The sequence below is a fragment of the Arthrobacter sp. Y3225116 genome, assembly GCF_059091245.1.
Map to the genome: position 1 here is coordinate 1 of NZ_JBNHGL010000113.1, position 9,226 is coordinate 9,226.

Genomic DNA, 9,226 nt, shown 5'->3' on the forward strand with positions numbered 1-9,226 from the left:
GGACGGGATGGCCGCCGCGATGGCCGCGGCCACGGAGGCGCTCATCGCCGCTTCCGGAATCGAACGCCACCGCATCCTGGGCATCGGGCTGGCCGCGCCCGGGCCGATCGACGCAGCCGAAGGGATGGTGGTGGATCCGCCGATGATGCGCGAGTGGACGTCGGTGCCGCTGCGCGAACCCCTGCGCGACCTGACGGGCCTGCCGGTGCTGATGGACAAGGACACGACGGCCGCGGCGGTGGCGGAACTGTGGGCCAGCGGACGGCGGGAGCCGGAGAACTTCGTGTTCGTTTACCTGGGCACGGGCCTGGGCGCCGGCATCGTGCTCGACGGACAGGTGCTGCGCGGCGCCTCCAGCAACATCGGCGAGATCGGCCATTTTCCGGTGGAGGCGGAGGTCCCGCTGTGCGACTGCGGGAAACGCACCTGCGTGGGCATGGCGCTGAACTTCGGCACGCTGTTCCGGCAGGCCGTGGATGCCGGACTCTTCCCGGCCGACGCCGAGCTGGGGGACCGGCACCAGGCCACGGAAAGGATCGTCACGCTCTGCCGGATGGCCAGCGAGGGGGAGCCGGCGGCCGCGGCGATCATCGGACGGGCCGCAGGGTTGCTGGGCGGAACCGTGGGCCAGGTGGCCAACATCCTGGACGTGGACCGGGTCATCTTCGGCGGCCCGCTATGGGACGGCCTGGACGAGCTCGCGCTGCCCATCCTGCGGGAGGAGATCAACAAACGGTTCGTCTCGCGGGCGATCCACGAGGTTGACGTGGTGTCGTCCCCGCTGGGCTTCGAGGTGGGCGCCATCGGCGGCGCCTGCCTGGTGCTGGACGACGCGCTCTCACCCAAGGCCAGCGGGCTGATCCTGGGCGGTTAGCCGGGACGCGGGCGCGGCCCCGCTTCACACAATGACGCCGGCGATCTACTCGCGCCCGCCGCCACAAGGGCTCACGAGTTGCTTTATTAAATCCAATCGATTTAGATATAGGGTGACGGCAGTGCCTGGAGTACTCACGCTTTGGGAAATGAACGGTCCCTTCAGCGGCCTACGTGCTTCAGGGGAACGGCGCGGCCGTCGGCCAACAGGCGGCGGGAAGATGCTGCTGGCTCCGGCAAACGGGAAGAACCGGAGCCCGCGGTCCCGGCTGACAGGGATTCCCGGCCGCTTTGGTGGAAGGCACTACAGCCGGCTACCGTCTGTGCTTCCGTGGGGGGTTGCACAGGCGGCGGTCGGCTGCCCCAGTTAACGGGCGCCTGCACGTGTCCGGGCACGCCGCCCGCACGTTTGCCTGGCATTTCGCCGGCAGGCCCGGCAGTGAAGTGCCCCCGGGCAGATTCGAACTGCCGACACCCGCTTTAGGAGAGCGGTGCTCTATCCCCTGAGCTACGGGGGCAACGCCAAAAGCTTAGCTTAAACGGCGCCGCCCGCCGGTGCGGCGGCCGAGCCTCCGGCCGGCCGGGGTTTGCGTGTGAAGACCGCGACGACGGCGGCGACCAGGCTCAGCCCGAACAGGACGGATTTGGCGACAGTGAGGAAGCTCGCCAGTGACGCGTCGCCGACCGGGTCCGTGGCCAGCATGGCGTCGACTGCGAGGTTTTCCCCCAGATCCGCTGCCACGTAAAGCACGACGACGGCCCAGGCGAGCCAGCGCCAGCCGAGGCGGCCGATTTGCTGCCCCAGCAGGATCAGCCAGGTGAAGCCGAACAGCAGCGGGAAGATGGTGTCGGCGGTTTTGTGCCAGTAGTTGTATTGCCCGGCACCGTCTTCGCCGAACGCGGTGCGCACCTGCTGGACGTACTCGGTGGAGTATCCGCCGATGAGCGTGTCCGGCATGGCCAGCCCCCCGGTCAGCTGGGAGAACTGCGGCATCACCAGCAGGAACGAGTAACCGAACAGAAAGGCCGAGGCTCCGGCCCCGGCGATGACGATCAGGTTCGCGTTGCCGGCAGCGCGCTGCGGGGACCGGGTGCCGCCGGGAACGGCAGGCCTCGCGGCGGCACTGCTGCCGGGGGCTGGGGCCGCCGCCGCACCGTGTTTCTTCGCGCGCTGTGCTGGGGTTTTGGACATACAACCATTATGCCGGGGCACTCCTGCGTCGGCCGTTGGCGGAAGTCGCCGTCGGCGTCCCGCAGTGTCGGCGGTGGCTAATAGACTTAGGGGACCATGGATTTCCTCACCGACCCGGCGTTTGACCCGCATGTTGCCTCTCCGCCCGCTCCGCATCTGCCCGGCGCCGAAGAGCTGCTCTCGGGGCTGAACCCGCAGCAGGAGGAGGCGGTCAAGCATGCCGGCTCCCCGCTGCTGATCGTCGCCGGTGCCGGGTCCGGCAAGACCCGGGTGCTCAGCCACCGCATCGCGTACCTGCTGGCCACCCGCCGCGCACGGCCGGGAGAGATCCTCGCCATCACTTTCACGAACAAGGCCGCCGCGGAGATGCGGGAGCGGATCGAGTCGCTGGTGGGGGACTCGGCCAAGCGGATGTGGATTTCCACGTTCCACTCATCCTGCGTGAAGATCCTGCGCCGCGAAGCCAAGCATGTGGGGCTGAACTCGAACTTCTCCATCTACGACTCGGCGGACACGCTGCGGATGGTCAGCCAGGTGGCCAAGGGGCTGGACCTGGACCCGAAGCGATTCCCGCCCAAGTCCATCCAGCACAAGATCTCGGCGCTGAAGAATGAACTGATCGACGACGAGTCCTTCGCCTCCACCGCCAACTATTCGGATCCGTTCGAACAGGCGGTGGCCTCGGTCTACACCGGGTACACCCAGCGGATGCGCCAGGCCAATGCCATGGACTTCGACGACCTGATCGCGCAGGTTGTCTTCATTTTCCAGGCGTTCCCGGCCATTGCCGACTCGTACCGCCGCCGTTTCCGCCACGTGCTGGTGGACGAATACCAGGACACCAACCATGCCCAGTACCGGCTGGTGCGCGAGCTGACCCGGGAGTCCGAGGACGGGTCGGTGCCGGCCGGCGAGTTGACGGTGGTGGGCGACTCCGACCAGTCCATCTACGCCTTCCGCGGGGCCGACGTGCGCAACATCGTCGATTTCGAGAAGGACTACGCCAGCGCGCGCACCATCCTGCTGGAACAGAACTACCGGTCGACCCAGACCATCCTCTCCGCGGCCAACTCGGTGATCTCCCGGAATCCGGACCGCCCGGCCAAGCGGCTCTGGACCGCCGAGGGCGACGGCGAAAAGATCATCGGTTACGTGGGCGAGAACGAGCACGACGAGGCCCGCTTCATCACCGGCGAGATCGACCGGCTGCAGGACTCCGAGGGGATCCGCCCCGGCGACATCGCCATTTTCTACCGGACCAACGCCCAGTCCCGTTCCATCGAGGACCTGCTGGTCCGGGTGGGGCTGCCCTACAAGGTGGTCGGCGGCACCCGCTTCTACGAACGCAAGGAGATCAAGGACGCGCTGGCCTACCTGCGGGTCCTGGCCAACCCGGACGACGTCGTCAACCTGCGCCGCATCCTCAACGAACCGAAGCGCGGGATCGGCGACCGTGCCGAGTACGCCGTCGCGGCGCTGGCGGAACGGGACCGAATCTCGTTCATGGAGGCGCTGCGCCGCGCCGAGGAGGCACCCGGCATGGCCACCCGGTCGGTGAACGCGGTCGCCGGCTTCGTGAAGCTCATCGACGACCTGGCCGAGGTGGCCGCCGGATCCGGCGCGGCAGCCGCCCTGGAGGCCGTGCTGGAGCAGACCGGTTACCTGGCGATGCTGCGCCAGAGCAGCGACCCGCAGGATGAATCCCGCGTGGAGAACCTGGCCGAACTCGTGGCCGTGGTGCGCGAATACGAACGGGACAACCCGGAAGGGTCGCTGTCCGAATTCCTGGAACAGGTGGCGCTGGTGGCCGACGCGGACCAGGTGCCCGACGCCCCGGACAGCGAAGCGGCTCGGCTGGCCCAGGACCAGGGCGTGGTGACGCTGATGACGCTGCACACCGCCAAGGGCCTGGAGTTTCCGGTGGTCTTCCTCACCGGCATGGAACACGGAATCTTCCCGCACCAGCGCTCCATGACCGACCCGACGGAGCTGGCCGAAGAGCGCCGGTTGGCCTACGTGGGACTGACCCGCGCCCGCCAGCGGCTCTACCTGACCCGGTCCGAGTCGCGCAGCATGTGGGGCCAGAGCCAGTTCAATCCGGCCAGCCAGTTCATCGAAGAGGTGCCGGCCGAACTCATCGACTGGAAGCGCGAAGGCACGGCCCGCCCGACCTTTGCCTCCGCGGGCAGCTTCGGCTCCAGCCGCTACTCGGGATCGCACTGGGGCGCCGGGACATCGGGCAGCCAGGACATCAGCAACATGCGGGGATCGGCGCCGTCGATCACCAGCGCCAAGACCCGGGCCGGACGGGTGCAGCCGCAGAAGGAAGTCATCGCGCTGTCCATCGGCGACAAGGTCAACCACGCGAGCTTCGGCAACGGGACAGTCCTGGGCCTCGAAGGAGCCGGCGACAAGACGGTGGCCAAGGTGAAATTCGATGCCGGCGAGAAGCGGTTGCTGCTGCGCTATGCGCCGCTGACCAAGATGGGCTGACCCCCGCTGGGAGATGCGCCACGTTTGCGACGGCGCATTTGGCAGCGGCATGACGGGGCGCTTACCGTTCTTATCCATGGACCACGTGGACATTAGGACTTTGGAACGGCTGGCAACCCCCGATTTTTGGCTTGACAAGCCGCTGCGCGTTTCGCTGATCCTGCTGGGTGGATTCCTGCTGAACATTGTGCTGCGGATGGTGATCAAACGCGTCACCGGAAAGATCGCCGACGGCGAGACCGCCAAGCTGGACAAATTCGACCCTGCGGCGCCCAAGAACACGAAAGACCCGCGCTACTGGCTGATTCAGGACTCGCCGATCGCCGCGGTCCGCCGGGCCCAGCGCTCGAAGACGATCGGATCGGTGCTGCGTTCGATCACCACCATCGTGCTGGCCACCCTCACCGTCCTGATGGTGCTCACGGAGCTGGAATTCAACCTTGGCCCGGTACTGGCTAGCGCCGGTATTGCCGGCGTCGCCATCGGCTTCGGCGCCCAGACCCTGGTCAAGGACTACCTGTCCGGGCTGTTCATGGTGGCCGAAGACCAGTACGGCATCGGCGACGTGGTCGACTTGGGCGAGGCCTCCGGCACCGTGGAGTCGGTCGGTCTGCGGGTCACCCAGGTGCGCGCCGTGGACGGCACGCTGTGGCACGTTCGCAACGGGGAGATCCTGCGGGTGGGTAACTCCTCGCAGGGCTGGGCGCGGGCCGTGCTGGACATCCCGGTGCCGTACGACTCCGATGTGGAGAAGGTCTCCGAGTTGATCCTCAAGACCGCCATGGAACTGCGCATGGACGAGGACAACCGCAGGCTGATTTTGGACGATCCGGAAGTCTGGGGTGTGGAAGCACTGACGGGCGAATCCGTGGTGATCCGGCTGGCCATCCGCACGAAGCCGTTGGAACAGTGGGCAATCGCGCGCAAAATGCGGGCCCGCCTGAAGGCAGCGTTGGCCGAGGAAGGCTTGCGCATTCCGCTGCTGAACCAGACCGTGATCAGGGGCAGTGCCCCGTCGGCCGCCATTGCGCAGGGTGGCGGCGCCGCACAGGCCGACGATGCCGCCCAAGGCGGGAACACCGCCGTCGTGGATCAGGCGGGAGCCAGCGGCAAGAATTAGTCTCACGGCGCCGATACCTCAAACCCGGACACTTCTACAAGTCGTAGAAGTGTGCCCTTGGCCACTAAAGCGGTACTCTGGGACCGGCGCCCGAGGCCAAAGGGGCTAGAGTTCCCCATGGAGCACTGCAGGCATCCGCTCACCGTCCGTGGTCACCGCCACGGCCAACCGCAGATGCCGCTCCGAGTCAGAAACGACTTCGACGTAGAAGGACACAACCCGTGGACCTGTATGAATACCAGGCGCGCGATCTCTTCGAGGCACACGGAGTACCCGTGCTGGCTGGAATCGTTGCGTACACCCCAGAAGAAGCCAAGGCAGCTGCTGAGAAAATTGGCGGCGTAGTTGTCGTCAAGGCTCAGGTGAAGGTCGGAGGCCGCGGCAAGGCCGGTGGCGTCAAGGTCGCCAAGACCCCCGACGAGGCATACGAATACGCCTCCAACATCCTCGGCATGGACATCAAGGGCCACACGGTCAACAAGGTCATGATCGCGCAGGGCGCCGACATCGCCGAGGAGTACTACTTCTCCGTGCTGCTGGACCGCGCCAACCGCAACTACCTGGCCATGTGCTCGGTGGAGGGCGGCATGGAGATCGAGCAGCTGGCCGTGGAGCGCCCGGACGCCCTGGCCAAGGTTGCCATCGACCCGGCCGTGGGCATCGACCAGGCCAAGGCCGACGAGATCGTCGCCGAGGCCGGCTTCGCCGAAGACCTTCGCCCGAAGGTCGCCGAGGTCATCGTCAAGCTCTGGGACGTGTTCATCAAGGAAGACGCCACCCTGGTGGAGGTCAACCCGCTGGTCAAGACCGGCGCCGGCGACATCGTCGCCCTGGACGGCAAGGTCTCGCTGGACGAGAACGCCTCCTTCCGCCAGCCCGGCCACGAGGAGCTCGAGGACAAGGACGCCGCGGATCCGCTCGAGGCCAAGGCCAAGGAACTGGACCTGAACTACGTCAAGCTCGACGGACAGGTCGGCATCATCGGCAACGGCGCAGGCCTGGTCATGTCCACCCTGGACGTCGTCGCCTACGCCGGCGAGAAGCACGGCAACGTCAAGCCCGCCAACTTCCTGGACATCGGCGGCGGTGCCTCGGCCGAGGTCATGGCCGCCGGCCTGGACGTCATCCTCAACGACGAGCAGGTCAAGAGCGTGTTCGTGAACGTCTTCGGCGGCATCACCGCCTGCGACGCCGTGGCCAACGGCATCGTCAAGGCCCTGGAAATCCTGGGCGAGAAGGCCAGCAAGCCGCTGGTCGTCCGCCTCGACGGCAACAATGTCGACGAAGGCCGGCAGATCCTGCTCAACGCCAACCACCCGCTGGTCACCCTGGCCCTGACCATGGACCAGGGCGCCGACAAGGCCGCCGAGCTGGCCAACGCCTAAGGACCGAGGAACTAAAACATGTCTATCTTCATCAACAAGGACTCGAAGGTCATCGTCCAGGGCATCACCGGTGGCGAAGGCTCCAAGCACACGGCACGCATGCTGCACGCCGGCACCAACATCGTTGGCGGCGTGAACGCACGCAAGGCCGGCACCACCGTCACCCACGGCGAGAAGACCCTGCCGGTCTTCGGCACCGTCAAGGAAGCCGTCACCGAGACCGGCGCCGACGTCTCCATCGTCTTCGTCCCGCCGGCCTTCACCAAGGACGCCGTGGTCGAGGCCATCGAGGCCGAAATCGGCCTGGTCGTGGTGATCACCGAGGGCGTGCCGGTGCAGGACTCCGCCGAGTTCTGGGCGCTGGCACAGTCCAAGAAGGACGCCGACGGCAACCAGATCACCCGCATCATCGGCCCGAACTGCCCGGGCATCATCACGCCCGGCGAGTCGCTGGTGGGCATCACCCCGGCGAACATCACCGGCAAGGGCGGCGTGGGCCTGGTCTCCAAGTCCGGCACGCTGACCTACCAGATGATGTACGAGCTGCGCGACCTCGGCTTCTCCACCGCCATCGGCATCGGCGGCGACCCGGTCATCGGCACCACCCACATTGACGCCCTGGCTGCGTTCGAGGCCGATCCGGAAACCAAGGCGATCGTGATGATCGGCGAAATCGGCGGCGACGCCGAGGAGCGTGCCGCCGAGTACATCAAGGCCAACGTCACCAAGCCGGTCGTCGGCTACGTGGCCGGCTTCACCGCACCCGAGGGCAAGACCATGGGCCACGCCGGCGCCATCGTCTCCGGCTCCTCCGGCACGGCACAGGCCAAGAAGGAGGCCCTCGAGGCCGCGGGCGTGAAGGTCGGCAAGACCCCTTCCGAGACCGCGCACCTGCTGCGCGAGGTCTACCCGGACCACGAGGAACCGTCCAACCTCTAGGCCCTTCGCCTACGGCACCGAAGCCCGCCACCTGCGCAAGGTGGCGGGCTTCGTCTGTTTCCGGCGGCCGCGGCGACCCGGTTAGGCTGGAAAAGCACCACCACTTCACAGGAGGTTACATGCGCGCTGCCATCATCCACGGACCGGGCGACATCCGGGTCGAGGAACGCCCTGACCCGGAAATCCTTGCCCCGACCGACGCGGTCGTGCGCGTGAGCGCCACCTGCGTCTGCGGCTCCGATCTGTGGCCCTACCGCGGCATCCGCGAACCGGGCAGGCCGCATCCCATCGGCCACGAATTCATCGGCGTGGTCGAGGCCACCGGCGACGCGGTGCAGGCGCTGTCCGCCGGCGACTTCGTCATTGCCCCGTGGGCCATCAGCTGCGGCGAGTGCCCGCCCTGCCGCAACGGCGTGCAAACCTCGTGCGAACGCCGGGCCAGTTGGGGAGGCCGGGACGAGCACGGCCTGCCGGTCGACGGCGGGCAGGGCGAAGCCGTGCGGGTGCCCCACGCCGACGCCACGCTGGTTGCGGTGCCGGGCGTGACCGAACCGGGGGAGGATCTGGCCAAGAGCCTGCTCACGCTCTCCGACGTGATGGGGACCGGACACCACGCGGCCATCAGCGCCAAGGTCGGCCCGGGACGCACCGTCGTCGTCGTGGGTGACGGCGCCGTCGGGCTGTGCGGGGTGCTGGCCGCCCGGCGGCTGGGCGCCGAACGGATCATCGCGATGTCCCGCTACGACGACCGGGCGGCGCTGGCTCGCGAATTCGGGGCGACCGACGTGGTGGCGGAACGCGGGAAGGCCGCCGGCGAAAAGGTCAAGGCGCTGCTCGGCGGCGTGCTGGCCGACTCGGTGCTCGAATGCGTTGGCACGGCGGAGTCCATGGACCAGGCGTTGCGCTGCACCAGGCCCGGCGGATCCGTCGGGTTCGTGGGTGTCCCCGTCGGCGGCGCCGAACTGCCCATCGGCGTGCTGTTCTCGAAGAACATTGCCGTCGCCGGCGGCGCCGCGCCCACCCGCGAATACCTTCCGGAACTCCTCGAGGACGTCTTGTCCGGGAAGATCAACCCCGGCAAGGTCTTCGACGCGGTCATGCCCCTCGACGACGCCGCGGAAGCCTACCGGGCCATGGACGAACGCCGCGCCATCAAGGTGCTGCTGCGGCCCTAGCCGCGGCGGTCTCCCCGTCAGTGCGGACGGCCGGCCGCTCAGGCGCCCC

The 9,226-nt window shown here is 67.6% G+C and carries 7 protein-coding genes and 1 tRNA gene; 6 read left to right on the plus strand and 2 right to left on the minus strand.

The window, feature by feature from the left end; all coding sequences use genetic code 11:
• Nucleotides 1–874, plus strand: an 874-nt coding sequence (locus AC5RV2_RS11150) for an ROK family protein (RefSeq protein ID WP_494092379.1), incomplete at its 5' end; no start/stop codon positions are given.
• Between the two features lie 444 nt (nt 875–1,318).
• Here the strand turns inward: AC5RV2_RS11150 and AC5RV2_RS11155 are convergent.
• Nucleotides 1,319–1,391: transfer RNA gene (locus AC5RV2_RS11155), tRNA-Arg, on the minus strand.
• Between the two features lie 17 nt (nt 1,392–1,408).
• Nucleotides 1,409–2,065, minus strand: a complete 657-nt coding sequence (locus AC5RV2_RS11160) for a hypothetical protein (protein WP_494092380.1) — start codon at nt 2,063–2,065, stop codon at nt 1,409–1,411.
• A 96-nt stretch (nt 2,066–2,161) separates the two neighbouring features.
• On the opposite strand from AC5RV2_RS11160, the gene pcrA reads away from it, so the two are divergent.
• The 5 genes from pcrA (at nt 2,162) to AC5RV2_RS11185 (ending at nt 9,177) form a co-directional block, all read left to right on the plus strand.
• Nucleotides 2,162–4,558, plus strand: a complete 2,397-nt coding sequence (gene pcrA, locus AC5RV2_RS11165) for a DNA helicase PcrA (RefSeq protein ID WP_494092381.1) — start codon at nt 2,162–2,164, stop codon at nt 4,556–4,558.
• 76 nt (nt 4,559–4,634) lie between these two features.
• The gene (locus AC5RV2_RS11170; protein WP_494092382.1) at nt 4,635–5,678 is read left to right on the plus strand and encodes a mechanosensitive ion channel family protein; all 1,044 of its coding nucleotides are present in this window, start codon (nt 4,635–4,637) and stop codon (nt 5,676–5,678) included.
• A 221-nt stretch (nt 5,679–5,899) separates the two neighbouring features.
• Nucleotides 5,900–7,063 carry an ADP-forming succinate--CoA ligase subunit beta gene (gene sucC / locus AC5RV2_RS11175; RefSeq protein WP_494092383.1) on the plus strand — a complete coding sequence of 388 codons (1,164 nt, stop codon included), beginning with the start codon at nt 5,900–5,902 and terminating at the stop codon, nt 7,061–7,063.
• Nucleotides 7,064–7,081: 18 nt separating this feature from the next.
• Complete coding sequence (sucD, locus tag AC5RV2_RS11180; protein ID WP_494092384.1) at nt 7,082–8,002, plus strand: succinate--CoA ligase subunit alpha; 921 nt, start codon at nt 7,082–7,084, stop codon at nt 8,000–8,002.
• Nucleotides 8,003–8,121: 119 nt separating this feature from the next.
• A complete protein-coding gene (locus AC5RV2_RS11185) occupies nt 8,122–9,177 on the plus strand; it encodes a zinc-dependent alcohol dehydrogenase family protein (RefSeq protein ID WP_494092385.1) in 1,056 nt (351 codons plus the stop codon).
• The last annotated feature ends 49 nt before the right edge of the window (nt 9,178–9,226 follow it).